Source organism: Neiella marina (assembly GCF_002165625.1).
Classification (GTDB): Bacteria; Pseudomonadota; Gammaproteobacteria; order Enterobacterales; family Neiellaceae; genus Neiella; species Neiella marina.
Genome location: NZ_NGNS01000001.1, coordinates 36,952 through 52,730, shown reverse-complemented (window position 1 = coordinate 52,730; position 15,779 = coordinate 36,952). Strand labels below are relative to the sequence as shown.

The 15,779-nt window shown below is 50.0% G+C and carries 14 protein-coding genes; 10 read left to right on the top strand and 4 right to left on the bottom strand.

Translation table 11 applies throughout. The features are described 5' to 3' along the window. The first annotated feature begins 181 nt into the window (after positions 1–181). From CBE68_RS00250 to CBE68_RS00240, 3 genes are all read left to right on the top strand, one after another. Positions 182–2,206 carry a methyl-accepting chemotaxis protein gene (locus CBE68_RS00250; RefSeq protein ID WP_087504058.1) on the top strand — a complete coding sequence of 675 codons (2,025 nt, stop codon included), beginning with the start codon at positions 182–184 and terminating at the stop codon, positions 2,204–2,206. 126 nt (positions 2,207–2,332) lie between these two features. Next, positions 2,333–3,052: a Cache 3/Cache 2 fusion domain-containing protein gene (locus CBE68_RS00245; protein WP_087504057.1), complete on the top strand. Its 720-nt coding sequence runs from the start codon at positions 2,333–2,335 to the stop codon at positions 3,050–3,052. A gap of 70 nt (positions 3,053–3,122) precedes the next feature. Further along, entirely contained in the window at positions 3,123–3,932 is an 810-nt protein-coding gene (locus tag CBE68_RS00240) for a hypothetical protein (protein WP_087504056.1), read from the top strand. 13 nt (positions 3,933–3,945) lie between these two features. On the opposite strand, the gene CBE68_RS00235 is transcribed toward CBE68_RS00240, so the two are convergent. Both CBE68_RS00235 and CBE68_RS00230 read right to left on the bottom strand, forming a co-directional pair. Further along, positions 3,946–5,385, bottom strand: coding sequence for a DEAD/DEAH box helicase (locus CBE68_RS00235; RefSeq protein ID WP_087504055.1), 1,440 nt, complete (start codon positions 5,383–5,385; stop codon positions 3,946–3,948). Between the two features lie 136 nt (positions 5,386–5,521). Continuing rightward, positions 5,522–6,445, bottom strand: a complete 924-nt coding sequence (locus CBE68_RS00230) for a TIGR01212 family radical SAM protein (RefSeq protein WP_087504054.1) — start codon at positions 6,443–6,445, stop codon at positions 5,522–5,524. 259 nt (positions 6,446–6,704) lie between these two features. Between CBE68_RS00230 and CBE68_RS00225 the strand changes: the two genes are divergently transcribed. From CBE68_RS00225 to CBE68_RS00210, 4 genes are all read left to right on the top strand, one after another. Further along, positions 6,705–9,059 (top strand): beta-galactosidase, encoded by a 2,355-nt coding sequence (locus CBE68_RS00225; RefSeq protein WP_087504053.1) that lies wholly within the window; start codon positions 6,705–6,707, stop codon positions 9,057–9,059. A gap of 104 nt (positions 9,060–9,163) precedes the next feature. Continuing rightward, positions 9,164–9,412 (top strand): nitrate/nitrite transporter NrtS, encoded by a 249-nt coding sequence (gene nrtS / locus CBE68_RS00220; protein ID WP_087504370.1) that lies wholly within the window; start codon positions 9,164–9,166, stop codon positions 9,410–9,412. Between the two features lie 106 nt (positions 9,413–9,518). Then, on the top strand, positions 9,519–10,499 hold the full coding sequence (dmeF, locus tag CBE68_RS00215; RefSeq protein ID WP_087504052.1) for a CDF family Co(II)/Ni(II) efflux transporter DmeF: 981 nt from the start codon (positions 9,519–9,521) through the stop codon (positions 10,497–10,499). A gap of 104 nt (positions 10,500–10,603) precedes the next feature. Continuing rightward, positions 10,604–11,893: a metal-dependent hydrolase family protein gene (locus CBE68_RS00210; protein ID WP_087504051.1), complete on the top strand. Its 1,290-nt coding sequence runs from the start codon at positions 10,604–10,606 to the stop codon at positions 11,891–11,893. Here CBE68_RS00210 and CBE68_RS00205 read toward each other — a convergent pair. Then, positions 11,869–12,603 (bottom strand): helix-turn-helix domain-containing protein, encoded by a 735-nt coding sequence (locus CBE68_RS00205; protein ID WP_233143568.1) that lies wholly within the window; start codon positions 12,601–12,603, stop codon positions 11,869–11,871. The genes CBE68_RS00210 and CBE68_RS00205 overlap by 25 nt on opposite strands. A gap of 145 nt (positions 12,604–12,748) precedes the next feature. Between CBE68_RS00205 and CBE68_RS00200 the strand changes: the two genes are divergently transcribed. After that, positions 12,749–13,069 carry a hypothetical protein gene (locus CBE68_RS00200; RefSeq protein ID WP_087504049.1) on the top strand — a complete coding sequence of 107 codons (321 nt, stop codon included), beginning with the start codon at positions 12,749–12,751 and terminating at the stop codon, positions 13,067–13,069. A 4-nt stretch (positions 13,070–13,073) separates the two neighbouring features. After that, on the top strand, positions 13,074–13,892 hold the full coding sequence (locus tag CBE68_RS00195; RefSeq protein WP_087504048.1) for a DUF2145 domain-containing protein: 819 nt from the start codon (positions 13,074–13,076) through the stop codon (positions 13,890–13,892). Positions 13,893–13,931: 39 nt separating this feature from the next. Here the strand turns inward: CBE68_RS00195 and CBE68_RS00190 are convergent, their stop codons facing one another. Continuing rightward, the gene (locus CBE68_RS00190; RefSeq protein ID WP_087504047.1) at positions 13,932–14,984 is read right to left on the bottom strand and encodes a metal-dependent hydrolase; all 1,053 of its coding nucleotides are present in this window, start codon (positions 14,982–14,984) and stop codon (positions 13,932–13,934) included. Between the two features lie 294 nt (positions 14,985–15,278). On the opposite strand from CBE68_RS00190, the gene CBE68_RS00185 reads away from it, so the two are divergent. After that, on the top strand, positions 15,279–15,779 hold the full coding sequence (locus CBE68_RS00185) for a DUF2059 domain-containing protein (protein ID WP_158100453.1): 501 nt from the start codon (positions 15,279–15,281) through the stop codon (positions 15,777–15,779).

The following is a 15,779-nucleotide window of genomic DNA, read 5'->3' as shown; positions in this document are numbered from 1 at the left end:
TAATGAATTTTAAGGAAAATAGTTTTAATCTGGGAGCGTTGAAATATTTTTGTCATAAATGTAACCGTTTTGTTTCCGATTTTGTTCTGGCGCAATATTTGAAGAGTTTTCTGTTGTAGCATCCGCTCAAGCTCGCTGATTGAGGTGAGCATCAGATTGATAGAGTGGAGTAGTACTTAGGATGATTTCTTTGTTTCGTAGGATGCGAATTGGTCGGCAGATCCAACTGGCGACTATCTTGTTAATTCTGTCAGCGTTCGTTCTGACTGCATGGCTGGTTTACCAGCAAGCCGCCAAACTTTTGCTTGATAACCTGTTGGCCGCTCAGCAAAGCCAGGTGAATGCGTTGGCGCAATCGATCGAGGGTCGTTACCAATCAACGCTCGAGGTGGTCAAAAACCAAGTTCATCTATGGCGTGACTATCGCCTCAAGAGTTTGCAGCTGTCGTCTCAAACTGAGCAACTCAATGGCTTTTCGGTGCCACAGTTGATGCTCGATGAACAGCCGGTCAGCGCTATGCCTGTGCTAGTTGATCAATTTCATCGACGCACTGGTAGTCACGCTACCATCTTTGTTCGGCAGGGCAATGATTTTCTGCGGGTGGCTACATCGCTGAAGAAGAGTGATGGCAACCGAGCGACGGGCACGCTATTGGGCACCAGTCATCCTGGCTATCATCAACTAGTTGCAGGAAAAGCTTTTAGTAATAGCGTCAATCTGTTTGGCGAGCGTTATTTAGCTTACTACTTGCCGCTGCTCGACAACGGTCGAGTGTACGCGATTGCTTTTGCAGGGATGCCATTGAAAGCAATCATGGATGATATTTTTGCCTCGTTGGAGCAAGTCGTTTGGGGGAAAACGGGTTATAGCATGGTAGCCGACAATGCTGACGGCGACATATTGTTCCACCCACAAAGTCAGTTGGTAGGAACCAGTATGCTGGCGCTCAAGGCGAGCGATAACTCGCTTCCTTTTGCCAATTTGCTTGGTCAGAGCGAGGGAGTGATTCAGTACCCTTGGCGCTATCAAGGTGTTGAAGCTCAAAAAGCCGTAACCTTTGCCCACATTGAACGCTGGAATTGGGTGCTACTGGGGGGCACGTTTGTTGATGAGATCACCGCTCAGAGTAAAGTATTGTTGGTCAATATTGCACTCATTGCATTGTTTGCCGTACTCGGAACCGTGGGATTGTTGACCTTGATTCTCAATCGTACCTTATCACCGCTTGAAGTGTTGACCGCTAAAGTGGGAGATTTTGGTCGCGGTAATATCAGCCAAAAGATTGCTGATGTTGAACACAACTCGCGAAATGAAATTCATCATTTGGCTGGTGGTTTAGCGAGTATGGGCAGCAACTTGCTAGATATGGTGAAACAGTTGCGTAACTCAGGAGGTCAACTCGAAGATACCGCTCAGCATTTGGAGAATGTCGCCGGCGACAGCCGTTCGCAATTGGCCGAGTTAGATTTGCAAACCAACCAGCTTGCCACTGCGATTGAGGAAGTCTCAGCATCAGCTAGCTCTGTCGCTGAGCAGGCCGAATCCATTGCCTCTCAAGTTCAAGGCGCTGAATTGGAAACCACCGAAAGCGCCGATGCCATCGGTCACATGGTCAATGAAATGACCGAGTTGGGCGACGACCTGACCAGCTCGTCCAAGGCCATTCAGGCTGTCGCCGGTTTTAGCGCTCGCATTCAAGATGTCACCAAGCTGATTGATGACATCGCAGAGCAAACCAACCTGTTGGCGCTCAATGCGGCCATTGAGGCTGCCCGAGCTGGCGAACATGGCCGCGGTTTCGCCGTGGTGGCCGATGAAGTCAGGCAACTGGCTCATCGAACCCAAAACTCAGTCCAAGAAGTGATCTCGAGCGTCGAGCAATTGCAAATGACCAGTGACAATGCCGTCACCATGATGGAGGCGAGTCGATTGAAGGGCGAGAAAGTAACTGCTACCGCCAGCGGCACTGGCAAGGCAATAGCACAACTGAGTCAACAGATTTGTCGCATTTCTGAAATGACCCAAAGCATTGCCGCTACGGCCGAGCAACAAGCCCAGGTGAGTCATGAGTTAGCCGCAGGGGTCACTCAGGTACGTGAACTTAGTGCTAAAAACCTTGCCGGTTCTGAGCAAACAGTTGGTCATGCCCAGTCGGTGTCCGCTGAAGCGCGCTCGCTCAATCAACAAGTGGCGTTTTTCTCATAGGTTAAATGTTAATGTCGCTGCAGGCTTGTTGCATTTTTGTTGTTTTAAAGCAAAAAAACTGTGGCTGTGACTCGCTAGCATAGTCGCCATTGGTGCCGAAAGGTTTAATGGAGCTAGTGGCGAGTCATGGTTCAGCAAATACTGCAGCTATCCAGTGTTCAGCAATTAAAGTTAGCGATTTTGTCGCTAATTATGCTGTTTACTGCAGCCACTACCGCCATGGTGTTCAGCCAACTCTATCAACCAAATAGTCGCACTGAAGCCGGTGCCGCTTGTCCCGTGGAGCCACAGCAACAGCTGAATCAGGCGGTAGAGTATGATGCCACACTCGATATGGTCCGCCAGCAGCTGCAAGGGTGGCGAGAGCACGAGTTGGTGAATTTGTCTGCGACTCAACGCCGAGAACTGGTTGATGGCGTCGAGGTGAATCAGCTCCTAGTCAACGGTGTCCCAGTCAGTGCCAACTTGGAAATGGTCGACCGTTTCTTAGAGAAAACTGGTAGCCACGCTACCGTGTTTGTGCGGGAAGGTCGTGACTTTGTCCGTGTTGCGACCACTCTTAGTCGAGATGATGGTTCCAGAGCCGTTGGCTCTTTTTTGGGCCATCAACATGCCGGCTATCGTAACTTGATAGCCGGTAACGAGTTCTCTAACCGGGTAACCTTGTTTGGTCACAGCTATATTGCCTGTTACTTTCCGCTGATGAAAAATGGTGAAGTCTACGCCGTGATTTTTGCTGGTTTGCCAATGGCATCTGTGGTGAAGGATATTTTTGCCCCGCTTGAAGATATGGGCCTAGGACAAATCGAAGAGCACAAAAAAACCGATATTTTGCGACTCATGTAATCGCAATTCTGTTTCCTTCCTTTATCTTTATTCGATAACTCGCTCAATCATTACCTTTGGGAATGTCGCCATGACAAGCGTGACCGCATTACTGCAGCGTTTACAGCAGCTCGCTGACTCGTTACAACAACGATCTGACGCCATCGCATTGTTGGGGCTCGGCTCGGTGGGCATCGAGCGGCAGCGGCTCGATCAATTTTCTGACTTGGACTTTTTTGTCATCGCGGCGCCGGGCGGCAAACGCACCTTGTTAGATGACATGAGTTGGCTATCTGGGCCTGCGCCATTGGCCTACAGCTTTTTCAATACTGCCGACGGTTGCAAGGCGCTTTATGATGATGGCGTGTTTTGCGAATTTGCCGTGTTCGAGATGGCAGAGTTGGCAGACATTACCTTTGCCGCAGGCCAAGTGATTTGGGCGCGACCAGAAGTTGATACTGAACAACTCAGTCCAAAGCCCGATAAGTCGGGGGCTTTGCCGAGCAATGCCTCTGATGAGTGGCTGATTGGTGAAGCTCTGACTAACTTGCTGGTTGGTATGCAGCGGGACCTCCGGGGGGAGACTTTGTCGGCGATGCGATTCATTCAGCATTATGCCGTCGATCGGGTTCTTGATTTAGTCGAGCGCCATGATTCGGAACCTCAATCCGGCGCTTTGAGTGAGCGAGATGCCTTTAGCATCGAACGCAGATTTGAGATGCGCCACCGGCAATCGGCGCATTGGTTGCCCAGTATGATTCAAGGTTATCAGTCGAATGCCCAATCAGCGTTGGCCGTGTTGAGTTATTTGCAAACCAATCATGTGATTAACAATGCCATTGCCGATGAGATTAACCAGTTGTGTCTGCGCGCGTTAGACAATGGCGAAATTACTGAGTAAGGCGAAGCGAAAACTACTGGGCAGCAGCTTTGTTAGGGCGGCGACGGGGCCGACGCGGTTGATTGCCATCGCTGGTGCCTGCGCGCCGACGATTGCCATTCGGCCGGTTCTTGCTGTTGCCCTTATCATTGCCAGCTTTGCCGCCTTGACCTCTACCGCTTTTACCTTTGCTACTGTTGCCGCTGGGGCCGTTGCCGGAGCGAGATGGTGTGTGGCGTTCACCTTGGCTCGGCTGATGGCTGTCGCCAGTTTTATTGGCTTTCGGTTTCTTCGGTTTTTTCGGCTTCTTCGGTGGCTTTAGTTTCGATTCTGGTAGCGGGTGCACTGGCTCGAATTCTGCTAGTGGCTTGCGTTCAATCAGCTTTTGGGTGAGCTGTTCAATGTCACTTAATTGTTTAAACTCGTCGGCACACACTAATGATACCGCTTGGCCGTTGGCGCCGGCACGGCCCGTTCGACCAATACGGTGAACATAATCTTCGGCGACGTTGGGTAAGTCGAAGTTCACCACTTGTGGTAGCTGATCGATATCTAATCCGCGAGCGGCAATGTCGGTGGCCACCAGGGCACGGATAGCGCCGGATTTAAAATCGGCCAAGGCTTTGGTCCGGGCCCCTTGGCTTTTATTGCCATGAATCGCTGCAGCTTCAATACCACGACCTTCCAAATGGCGAGTCAGGCGATTGGCTCCATGTTTGGTGCGAGTGAAGATCAGTACTTGCTGCCAGTTGTTGGACTTGATGAGCTTTGAAAGAACCGCTGACTTCTTGCTTTTATCGACCGGGTGTAGCCATTGCTCAACCGTTGTTGCTGTGCTGTTCCTTGGCGTGACTGAAATTTCCACTGGATTTCTCACCAAGCCTTTGGCTAGCTGGCGGATGTCGTCAGAGAAGGTGGCCGAAAACAGTAAGTTTTGTCGTTTCGCCGGTAGCAGCGCGAGGATCTTTTTGATGTCATGAATGAAGCCCATATCGAGCATGCGGTCGGCCTCATCAAGCACTAGCACTTCCAATTGGCTGAACTTCAGCGCATTTTGCTGATACAAATCGAGCAGCCGCCCCGGTGTAGCAACCAGTACATCAATGCCTTTGCGCAGTCGCATCATCTGCGGATTAATGCCCACGCCGCCAAACACTTCAGTGTTCGATAGTGGCAGCTTTTTACCATAGGTAGTGACGCTGTCGCTTACTTGCGCAGCCAGTTCGCGGGTTGGCGTCAAGACCAAGGCGCGAATATGATTGGGTTTGGCACGCTGACCTTTGGCCAGGTTGTGCAAAATCGGCAAGGTAAAGCCGGCGGTTTTGCCGGTACCGGTTTGGGCTGCCGCCATCACATCGTGGCCTGCTAATACCGCTGGAATTGCTTGCGCCTGAATCGGCGACGGCGTTTCGTAGCCAGCTTCGGCCACCGCGTCCAACAGCGCTTGATGAAGTTCCAGTTCGCTAAAATGCATGATAACGGCTCACTTGTGGTTGGCAGCTTTGTGTCTGCACGGAATGTCTACAGGGATTAGTGTAGTGCCCAATATGGGGCCGGGAAGGATACAGTAAGTGCTTGCTAAGTGCTAATTTAGCTAACCTAGACCCGTATTAAGGTTGATAAGGTCTGCTGGTCAGGCTGCCCTGAGCACCTTGCTCACTGAGGTGCTGGAGAATATGGCGTGGTGCCAGCCATTTGTCCTGACACCAATCCGGCGCCAGCAATGTCGGTGGTCGGGCGTGAGCGCTGATACGATGAAACACCACCTCAGCTGGTGTCATACGGATGAGTTGCGCGGCGGTATTGGCATATTCTTCGAGATCAATCACCGGTTGTCGACCAGCTTGCCAAGCTTTCGCCATGGTGCTGCCGGTGACAATATGCAGCGGGTGCAGTTTCAAACCATCAACGCCAGCTTCCAGTACCTGCTCAAGGCTTTGTTCGGCATGACTTTGAGTTTCCCCGGGAAGCCCCATAATCAAATGACAGCACACTTTTAACCCGACACTTCTGGCTCGTTTCACGGCATCGGCGTAGGCGCTGAAATCATGACCGCGATTAATTCGTTTTAACGTCTTGGCATGGGCAGTTTGCAAGCCCAATTCCAACCACACTTCTTGACCCTGTTGTTGATAGCTGGCCAATAGTTGTAACACTTCGTCGGGTACGCAATCAGGGCGAGTACCTACGCTCAGGCCAATAACATCCTGCTCTTGCAGCGCGGCGTTGTAGAGGCGACGCAGTTGCTCAACTTCACCATAGGTGCTGGTGTAGGCCTGAAAATAGGCTAAATAGGCATCGGCTTTGCGGGTTAGTTCGCGGCGACGTTGATCCAATTGCACCGATATTTTTTGGCCATTAGCTTGCTCATCAACAAATGATGAGACGTTGCAAAACGTACAGCCGCCACGGCCCAAAGTGCCATCGCGATTGGGGCAAGTAAAACTGCCGTGAAGCGAAAGCTTACGGATCTTGCGGCCCCAAGTTTGTTTCAGGTAACGGCCAAAGGTGAAGTAGTACTGGTCTGCTTGCATGGGGCGGCATTGTATGGAGAGTGACCAAAGTGTGCTTGTTGTGGATCAAGTCGCAATCGATTGGCGGCATAACTTCAAGCCATGATAATTCCTCGCCTGATTAATTCTTGCTCGGTTAAAAAGTGTTGGCTATATCAAAAAATGGCATGACCAATCGGCCCAAATGGCTCGATTGACTTGATTGGTTCAGTTATTTCGACACTATGTTGTTTTTGTTTGATTGTTAACAGTAATCAATTTGTGTGGAGAGTACTGACATATGGATTTACCCCAGATAGGCCGACTGAGCAACCTGTACTGCCGAACGGCAGTATCATCAAGTGTCATTGCAGCACTGCTACTAAGTGGCTGTGCGCCGGAACCTAAGTCCTTCCAACCGACCAACAATGCCGACGTTGAAGTGAGCAATTTGGTGGTTACTGTTGATGATTTTAATGCTTCTGATCTGAGTTCAAACTGGCAATTGAATTATGCTGATGCCGAGCTGACAACCGATCAACAGCAAACAAACAATCGCCAGCTAGCGATCACCCTGCAATCGGCCATGCATAAAGAAGCTGGGTTTAGCTGGTTACCGAAACAACCACAAGACTGGTCTGGCGAAGCTAATCGCGCACTGTACATGCATATTGCCAATCCGCAATCGCGTAGTGTTCATATCTTTGGCCAAGTGCGCGATGCCAATGGTGGCGTTCATACCCGCAGCATTGCTATTCCAGCGCAATCAGATGGTCGCTATTACATCGAGTTGCAAGGTCAAGACTTGGCTACTGAATCGGGCATTCGCTCTAATCCGCCAAGTTGGCCCAGTGACGACGTCGCGTTTATCTGGCGTTGGGGCCAGAAGCAACTCGATTTGTCACAAATCACTGAAGTTCGATTTTGGGTGCAAGGGATTCCGGGTGATCGCCAGTTGTTGATTGACGATATTGAAGTGCTTCTGACTCCACAAGCAGATCCTGACTATCTGGTTGGCATCATCGACCGTTATGGCCAGAACGCTAAGCGCGAATTTGATGGCAAGATCCATAGCGATGCCCAGTTAGTCGAGTTAGCCCAAGCGGAGCGTGCTGCTTTACGGACCACGCCGCTTGAAGGTCGTTCTCGTTTTGGCGGCTGGGCTGCGGGCCCTAAGCTAAAAGCGACAGGCTACTTCCGTACCGAAAAGGTCGGCGATAAGTGGGCGCTGGTTGATCCAGACGGCCATTTATTCTTCTCCACAGGCATTGCCAATGTGCGACTGGCCAATACCTCCACCATTACCGGTTATGACTTTGATCGAAGCAGCATCGAAGACGCTCAAGGGGTTACACCGGAGGATTCACTCGGCCTTAACCCGGTGCCGCCAGCCATTCGTCATACGCGTTATGAGAGTTCGGCCATCAGAAGCCAAATGTTTGAATCGCTGCCAAGCTACGATGACCCGCTTGGCGATCATTTTGGCTATCGTCGCTCGGTGCACTCTGGGGCGGTGGAAAAAGGCGAAACCTATAGCTTCTATCGGGCGAACTTGGAACGTAAATACGGTGAAACCAGTCCTGAGTCATTTATGGATGATTGGCGCGAAGTCACCGTCAATCGCATGCTCGATTGGGGTTTTACCTCATTTGGTAACTGGATAGATCCAAGTTTCTATCAACTCAACAAGATCCCTTACTTTGCCAATGGTTGGATTATTGGTGATTTCAAAACAGTGAGCAGTGGCAATGACTATTGGAGCCCGCTGCCTGACCCGTTTGACCCATTGTTTGCTGAGCGAGCGAAGGCGACCATCGAAGTCGTTGCGGCTGAAGTGCAAAACAATCCTTGGTGTGTAGGTGTTTTTATCGACAATGAAAAGAGTTGGGGCGCGATGGGATCGGTCGACAGCCAGTTCGGCATCGTGATTAACACCCTGTCGCGTGCCGCTGATGAGAGTCCGACCAAAGCCGAATTCGTCAAATTGATGAAGAATAAATATGGCGCCATTTCACAGCTCAATGGCAGCTGGCAAATCAACCTAGCATCTTGGGATGATTTTGCGAATGGTGTTGAATTGACCGAGTTTAATGCTGCTCAGGAACAGGACTTCAGCCTGATGCTTGAACACTATGCAAGTGCTTACTTCGCTGTGGTGGCTGATACATTGGCCGATTATATGCCGAATCACATGTACATGGGTGTTCGGTTTGCTGATTGGGGAATGACACCTGAAATCCGTCGTGCAGCCGCTAAGCACGTTGATGTGATGAGCTACAACTACTACAAAGAAGTGCTCCACCCGGATCACTGGACCTTCCTTGATGAGCTCGATATGCCGAGCATTATTGGTGAGTTTCATATGGGTGGAATGGATGCAGGGGTGTTTAATCCTGGGCTGGTTCACGCCTGGTCACAACATGATCGCGGCCAAATGTTCGCCGATTACATGAACACCGTAATTGACAATCCTTACTTCGTTGGCGCCCATTGGTTCCAGTACACCGACTCACCAGTTAGTGGCAGAGCTTATGATGGCGAAAACTACAACGTTGGATTTGTCAGTGTCACCGATACGCCTTACAAGCCTCTGGTTGATGCTGCTCGCGCTGTCAATGAAACCTTGTATCAACAACGTTTCGGTGAGTTAAAGTAGTCGCAACCAACATCGCCAACTTTGAGGTTGGCGGTGTTATTCACTTCGTGCCGCTATTTCGTGCTTTAATAGCCCGAGTCTGATTGGGTTCGTGGAGCATGAAAATGGTCAAACTTGTGGTGACGGCCATGCGGCCCTCGATTGTGTCTACAGCGGTGAAAGTGTCGTTAGTTGTTGGTTCGTTGCTGGTTGTGATTAATCATGGGCCGTCAATTTTGAGTGGTCATGTCTACTTAGGCCAGTTATGGCAGGTGCTGCTGACTTACTTGGTCCCTTATTGTGTCTCCAGTTATTCCGCCGCAAAAGCGGTGTTGGCGGCAGAAGAAAAATCAAATCGTTTCATTTCCAAGTAAATTAGATCTTGGTCACATACTGATCCTGGATTAATATCCCCTTATCAATAGTTATATTTTTGTGGCACGTTTTCGGTTTTTGTGTCACCGAGTGGATAGTCAGCCCATGCATACAGAAGATCTGAGCCCTTGGCTTCATGACCATAGCTTCGACCAACAGAAGAAGCGGACGGGTGAAACAAGGACTTTGATCGTCATTGCCATTACTGCCGTGATGATGGTGGTCGAAATTTCCACTGGCATTTTGTTCGGCTCCATGGCCTTGCTTGCTGATGGTCTGCACATGGGCTCCCATGCTGCTGCGCTTTCTATTACCGCATTTGCCTATATTTATGCTCGGCGTCACGCCTCCGATACCCGCTTCTCTTTTGGCACCGGCAAAGTCAATGCTCTGGGTGGTTTTGCTAGCGCTATTTTACTGGCTATTTTTGCCCTCATGATGGCTTGGGAAAGTGTCGACCGGATTATTAACCCGACTGAGATCCACTTTAACGAGGCGATCGTTGTGGCGGTGGTGGGCTTACTGGTCAACGGGTTGTGTGTGTGGATCTTGGGTAAAGATGGTCATGACCACCACCATCACGGCCATGATCATCACGATCACCATCATGACGATCACAGCCACAAGCACGACCACAATCTAAAATCAGCATATCTCCACGTGATGGCCGATGCGCTGACCTCTATTTTGGCAATCGTCGCGCTGTTTGCCGCCAAATGGTTCGGCTTGATTTGGATGGATCCAGTGATGGGCATTATCGGTGCCCTGTTAGTAGCTTGGTGGTCGATTGGTTTGATTCGCGCCACTAGCTCGGTATTACTCGATTGCCAAGGCGATAAATTGTTGCGAGAGCAAATTCGCCAAGGCATCGAAGAAGTGGATGATGCTCGAGTGGCAGATCTCCACTTGTGGTTGATTGGCCCCAATCGCTATGCACTGGTACTCGCCATTGTCGTTCATGATCCTCTCCCGCCGCAGGTTTACAAAGACCGCTTGCCGAAACATCCGGCTTTGGTTCACGTTTCTATTGAAGTCAATCGCTGTCTTGGTGATAGCCGCCAACAACTCTACGAAACAATGATTTAGCGAGTTACTGCGCAGAACAGTAGCCGTCATCATCACTAAGCTTGTCCATCATCGATGTTTAACGCTAGTCTGACAGAGGACTTTCTGACAGACGGAACGCAGTTATGCATAGGCTTGCAATGGTGTTGGCACTACTGACGAACGTAGCGTTGGCAGACAACTATCTGATTCATGCTGGAACGCTCATTGATGGCACCGGTGACCGACCTCAGCAAGAGGTGTCGATTCGTATTGAGGGCAATCGCATCAGCGCTGTTGAGCGCGGTTATCTGAGCCCGACCGACGATGAACAACTACTCGATTTAAAAAACAAAACGGTATTGCCAGGCCTGATGGACATGCATACCCACTTGTCGGGCATTATCAGTCCTTCCTTCTACCGTGAACAATTTGTCATGAATCCGCCTGACTACGCCTATCGCTCAGTCGGCTATGCCAAAGATACCTTGATGGCAGGCTTTACCACGGTGCGTGATTTAGGCGATTTTTCGCCGGGCCTCACTACCAGCCTGCGCGATGCCATCAATAAAGGTTGGGTTGTTGGGCCTCGGGTTTACACCGCGGGGAAAAGTATTGCGACCACCGGTGGTCATGCCGATCCAACTAATGGTCGCAACTTCGCGTTGCAGGGTGATCCCGGACCCAAGCAGGGGGTGATCAACGGGCCTGATGACGCCTACAAAGCCATTCGTCAGCATTATAAAAACGGCGTGGATGTGATTAAGTTGACCGTCACCGGCGGCGTGCTGAGTTTGGCAAAAAGTGGTGAAAATCCACAGTTTACCGATGCTGAGTTGGAAGCCATTATGGCGGCAGCGAAAGACTATAACTTTGTTGTTGCGGTGCATGCTCACGGTGCCGAAGGCATGAAGCGAGCGATTCGGGCTGGGGTCGATTCCGTTGAGCACGGTACTTATATGGACAAAGAAGCCATGAAGCTAATGCGCAAGCATGGTACTTGGTATGTGCCTACTATCACAGCTGGTAAATGGGTGGCAGATAAAGCCGCGATTGACGGTTACTATCCGGCAATTGTGCAACCGAAAGCGGCGGCCGTCGGCCCGCAAATACAACAAACTTTTGCCAAAGCCTATCGCAACAAGATTAAGATTGCCTATGGCACCGATGCCGGGGTATTCCCCCATGGCCTAAATGCGCGCGAGTTTAGCTACATGGTGGAAGCAGGCATGCCAGCCATGGCGGCGATTGAGAGCGCAACACTCAATGCTGCCAAGCTACTTCGAATCGATGATCAATTAGGCTCGGTGGAAGCAGGTAAGCTGGCCGATCTGGTGGCAGTCGATGGCAATCCGCTGGAACAAATCAAAATACTCGAAAACATCTCTTTTGTGATGAAAGACGGTGTCGTTTATAAGTCGGAAGGCTTGGAATGACGCCGGAGCTGTTTAAAGCTTGATAACTCCCAAGGCCGCATTGCCATTAATAGCCCCATCGGCTGGCGTTCCGTCAATGGCAGTTTGGCATCTTCTTCTTTGAGCCAGGCGGCTTCTTTCGTTAACTGCTGCAGTTTGCGCTGCAGCAGGTTAATCGAAGAAGACGAAAAGCTGCCGCGAAAGTAAAATCGAAAGCATTCGGGCTCGCTGAACCTGCTGGCTAGAAACTGATGTATCACTTCACGGCTAATGAATTGCTCTAGGGGGCCATTTGCCCGCCATCTAAAATCTTGCGCCACCAACAACTTGTAATCATTGTTGGGTAATAGCTGAATCATTTTCAGCCGATCCAGCCTCGCCATCAAGCGAACACACTCCAGCGTTTCTATTTGATAGGTCGCGGTGATCTCCTCGAATCGCCAATGATCGCGAACACAGACTGCCACCAGAAAAAGCTTGGTATCCGATACCAACTCTAACTCTTGTTGTTCGGTTAATTGTGAGATTCGCTGGCGATTCTTATCGGTGAGTGCGAATAGATCGGCTAGCGATAAATTCAGCAAGTGACACATAGATTCCAAACGCTCGAGGGTAAAGCTTTGGGTAGCGAAAATTCGCTTAACGTTAGCCTCGCTCATATCGAGCCGTGCTGCGATTTGGCGGTAGGTTAATCCTTTTTCCTTGAACAGCTGCTTGAGCACAGTTGTCATCTCACCAATCTGACTTGAAGGTGTCATAGTTTATTATTTGTATACTTTTGGGTGTGTATTTCTATACATATCACATGTGGGTTTATTTAGTGAATCCCCTTGGCTAGATTAGTTCTCGACCAAACGATAACAAAGGAACTTGGACATGAAGTCACTAAATACCCTCATCGCAACAACATTAATGATCGCTGCTTTCTCTGCAACGGCGAACGATTCAGGGCAAAACTTGAGTGAGGGAAGTAAACACTCGGTACTCGCGGCTGGCCACAGTGCGGTCGGCGGTAGTCAAGTTGCCAGCGGCGCAGTTGCGGTGCCGATGTTGATGGTCGGTGGTGTTGGCCAGCTATCCAAGACCGTAGGCAATGAAATGGTAGGGTTTGCCTCTGGGCAGCCACAACCATTACCCGTGAGCGATAAAACCATCACTGCCGATGCCGCACCTAATATGACGATGTTAGAGGAGTAACGGTATGAAACGGTTACTTGCTGTTTTTTGTACCTTGATTGTTGCAGCCCGGCTACCCGCTTGGGCTGGCAGTGAACAAAATCGCCAAGCGCAATTTGAGCCACAGCAAATTGCCACGTTTGCTAAGCAGGTGGAGCAATATGCTGCCGGCCAAGGTGCTCACGCATTTATCATTGCTCGGGTTGGGCGTCCCGCAGAGGATTTGCCGGAAGGTATTCGGTTTACCCATACGGCGATTGCCGTGTACTCGATGATTGAAACTGCCAGTGGCGAAAAACTACCGGGCTATGCCATTCACAATCTCTATCAGTATGCTGATAGCCCCGAGCGCAGCAAGCTGGTGATCGACTACCCGGTTGATTTCTTTTGGGGCGTGCAATCATTAGAAGCCGGTATCATTATTCCCAAGCCTGCGTTACAAAAACGATTGGTGAATTTGATTGCTAGCGGTGCTAACCAACAACTGCACAATCCAAGTTATTCGGTGATTGCCAATCCATTCGACCTGACATACCAAAACTGCACTGAGCATACACTCGATCTGTTGAATGCAGCGATTTACCAAACTGAGGACCGTGGACAACTAAAAGCCAACGCAAAGGCTCACTTTCAACCTCAGGCTGTTGCTGCTAGCCGGTTTAAGTTAATGCTGGGCTCTTGGTTGATGGCAGATGTCGAAACCAGTGACCACGGTGATCAAGTCGCTACCGCTACTTTTTCAACCATTGGTCAATACTTGCTTGATTACGGTCTGGCTCAGCAGGCGGTGATCATGACAGAACAAGGCACAACCCAACCACTACTGGATGCTCCATTGATCTAGGTGATTTGAAATCATATCTCGGGGGCCTCAGCCCCTGATTTACTGAGCGGCCGTCTGCAGTTCGTTAAAGTCACTCGGTGACAGATGCGTTTTACTGTTTAAGCGTAACCACAGCCAGTGCAACTGGTCTTTACGCGGGCGATTCTGTGGCAGTTGTTCAGAACGCACCGGCTGCCACTCTTGCTGCTCTGATTGGCGCTCGGCAACAACAAATTGAAACGGCATCACAGGCTCAACTCCCAAACGCAGGTCGGTTACCACCATTTGATTGTTGATCGCCGAAATCTGATAAAAACCGCCGGTAAACCAAGCCAGGCGCTGAACGTCTGCCATATCGGAGCCTTTGCTGTGATTCAAAGCCTGCTGGCGTTGCAAGTCGAGGGATTTATCAGCATCAAACACGCTGACATAGGCGCTATACCAATAGTCATTATCGACCGCAACGATGCGCCACAAAGCGATATTAAAAGGCGTGGGGCTGACAAAAACATCGCCTGCTATTTGCTGCTCTTGCAGCGCTAACTCGGCTTGCCGCTCGACGTATGTTGACAAGCCAAGCCCGAGCGCTAAGTAACTTGTGGCAACGGCTAAGCCGACAACATTGCTACGATAACCGCGCTCAGGCGCTTGTCGCTGGTGTTGCGACATAGCGACGATTGCACCGATTAACAGCGGCAAGGTATAGAGCGGATCAATGATAAATATACTGGACCAAGAAGTCGGCGGCGGCGCTAGCGGCCACCACAGCTGGGTGCCATAACTGGTAAACGAATCGAGCAATGGATGGGTGACAAGCCCTAGCCAGATAAGCAGCATAATCCGAGGCCAACTGAGCGAATGTTGGCGCCATGTCGCCCAGCGCTGACAAAGCCAGGCGAGTATCGGTGTGATAGCGGTCAGCACAAACAATGAGTGGCTAAAACCACGATGGCGGGTGACATTATCAACGGCATTGTCATATTGGATCAGCACGTCTAAATCGGGCAGGGTGCCGAGTCCTGCGCCAATCAGGTATGCCCGCCAGCCTAATTGTTTGTGAGCAACCAGTCCGCCTACCGCGGCGCCAAGGGCAATTTGAGTGACTGAATCCAATGTTTTATCCCTATCACAAAACTAAAAATCGACTGAGCCTAAGCCATAGACCATTGTAGTCGGCATAAATTCCCAATTGAACCGCCAAACCCTGTTGTCGAGAGTGCGTCTGACGCCAGCGTTGTGTTTCGCTTTTAGGTGTCGCTTTGGGCAAAACATGCAGGTCTTCTTTGGTGTTTATGTTTATGATATGACACGCAAACCCGTAGGCGTAATACGTCTATATTGGTTAGTTCAGCATGTTTACCACTGCCTCATTGATTGCCGTGGCATCTATCTTCTCAAGGAATGGAAATGAAAAAATCGATAATTTTGTTATTCACCATGTTGTTCTCTTTCGGGGTACAGGCAAGCGAGAAAGCCTCTGCCGAATCGGTTGAGCGACTGATGGCTCTGACGGAAGTGCCCAAAATGATGGACGCCATGCATGCGCAAATGACCAATATATTTAGTGGCATGTCGAAGCAACTGAACTTGACTGCGGAACAACAACCGGCTTTCGATGAATACATGCGTAAATTAGCTGTGCTGTTAAAACAAGAGATGAACTGGGACAAGTTAAAAGCGCCCATGATTGAGATCTACGCGAATCGCTTTACTGAAGATGAGATTCAAGGATTGATTACATTCTATGAATCTGAAATTGGCCAAAGTATGGTGAAAAAGATGCCGTTGATCATGCAAGATTCGGCCGCTATTTCGCAGCAGCTGATGATGAGTTTCATGCCAAAGCTGAAACAATTAGCTCAGGAACTACAAAAAGACTTAGCTAATAGCAAGCAAGCTGATGGGTGA

Coding starts and splice junctions, on each gene's coding strand:
- CBE68_RS00250 (WP_087504058.1), top strand. CDS start 182: ATGATTTCTTTGTTTCGTAGGATGCGAATTGGTCGGCAGATCCAACTG.
- CBE68_RS00245 (WP_087504057.1), top strand. CDS start 2,333: ATGGTTCAGCAAATACTGCAGCTATCCAGTGTTCAGCAATTAAAGTTA.
- CBE68_RS00240 (WP_087504056.1), top strand. CDS start 3,123: ATGACAAGCGTGACCGCATTACTGCAGCGTTTACAGCAGCTCGCTGAC.
- CBE68_RS00235 (WP_087504055.1), bottom strand. CDS start 5,385: ATGCATTTTAGCGAACTGGAACTTCATCAAGCGCTGTTGGACGCGGTG.
- CBE68_RS00230 (WP_087504054.1), bottom strand. CDS start 6,445: ATGCAAGCAGACCAGTACTACTTCACCTTTGGCCGTTACCTGAAACAA.
- CBE68_RS00225 (WP_087504053.1), top strand. CDS start 6,705: ATGGATTTACCCCAGATAGGCCGACTGAGCAACCTGTACTGCCGAACG.
- nrtS (WP_087504370.1), top strand. CDS start 9,164: ATGGTCAAACTTGTGGTGACGGCCATGCGGCCCTCGATTGTGTCTACA.
- dmeF (WP_087504052.1), top strand. CDS start 9,519: ATGCATACAGAAGATCTGAGCCCTTGGCTTCATGACCATAGCTTCGAC.
- CBE68_RS00210 (WP_087504051.1), top strand. CDS start 10,604: ATGCATAGGCTTGCAATGGTGTTGGCACTACTGACGAACGTAGCGTTG.
- CBE68_RS00205 (WP_233143568.1), bottom strand. CDS start 12,603: ATGACAACTGTGCTCAAGCAGCTGTTCAAGGAAAAAGGATTAACCTAC.
- CBE68_RS00200 (WP_087504049.1), top strand. CDS start 12,749: ATGAAGTCACTAAATACCCTCATCGCAACAACATTAATGATCGCTGCT.
- CBE68_RS00195 (WP_087504048.1), top strand. CDS start 13,074: ATGAAACGGTTACTTGCTGTTTTTTGTACCTTGATTGTTGCAGCCCGG.
- CBE68_RS00185 (WP_158100453.1), top strand. CDS start 15,279: ATGAAAAAATCGATAATTTTGTTATTCACCATGTTGTTCTCTTTCGGG.